Source organism: Variovorax sp. KK3 (assembly GCF_001984055.1).
Taxonomy (GTDB): Bacteria; Pseudomonadota; Gammaproteobacteria; order Burkholderiales; family Burkholderiaceae_C; genus Variovorax.
On record NZ_LYVO01000198.1, the window covers coordinates 1 to 492 of the forward strand.

The 492-nt window shown below is 68.5% G+C and carries 1 protein-coding gene; it reads right to left on the bottom strand.

The window, feature by feature from the left end:
- Positions 1-492 (bottom strand): DUF637 domain-containing protein (locus B0W80_RS34135; protein ID WP_179107112.1); only part of this gene is annotated, 492 nt, incomplete at both ends.

Genomic DNA, 492 nt, shown 5'->3' on the forward strand with positions numbered 1-492 from the left:
GCCGCGAGATGCCCGGCAACTGCACCGATGGCGCCCGGCGCGCAGCCATCGCCCGTGCCTGCCCGTCCCGCACCGACGGCGCAGCCGGCCATGGCGTGCGCCATCTCGGCGGCGAATGCATTAAGGCGCTGACTTCCTTGAGGCCCGCTTTCTCCGATCGCAAATGCGCTCTGCGCCGCAGCCGTATTCAGCAAGGCATTGGCGAGCCCATCGCGCAGTTCGTCCCCCAGGCTCGTGCCGTTGACCGCACTGCGCACCACCGAGGCGGCGGCGTTGTCGATCAACTGCCGCTTCAGTTGATCGGGCAGCCGTGCCGAGCCATTGGCGGCCTGCGTGATGTTCTCGGGCAGCAAGCCAGACGTGTTGATTCCCTCGATGGCCCCCGCGGTCAGCATCGACGTGGCGATGGCCTTGATCCCCTCGCTGCTGGTCAGCTCCTCGATCACCTTGCCGAGGTCGCCATCGTTGGCGGCCAGGCTCACGGCGGCGCGG